At 53.7% G+C, this 255-nt stretch carries 1 rRNA gene; it reads right to left on the reverse strand.

The window, feature by feature from the left end:
- Positions 1-188 precede the first annotated feature (188 nt).
- Positions 189-255, reverse strand: a 16S ribosomal RNA gene (locus NE591_RS15850); the annotation flags it as partial.

Raw genomic sequence — 255 nt, forward strand, 5'->3', positions numbered from 1 at the left:
ATCGTCTATTCCATGATGCGAGCACCCATCGAGAACCTAATCAGCTTAGGAAATTGATGTTGGTGTTGATCATGTTGACATTTTCATGTCACGCGCTATGCAACTGTCAAGGTGCGCGGGGACTCTCTTCGGAGCCCTCGCAGCCGGATGCTGGGGAGGATGAGAACGGCTCTAGGTTGTCTCCCTAGAAAGGAGGTGATCCAGCCGCACCTTCCGGTACGGCTACCTTGTTACGACTTCACCCCCCTTACCCTC

The organism is Adlercreutzia sp. DFI.6.23 (genome assembly GCF_024462535.1).
Lineage (GTDB): Bacteria > Actinomycetota > Coriobacteriia > Coriobacteriales > Eggerthellaceae > Adlercreutzia > Adlercreutzia rubneri.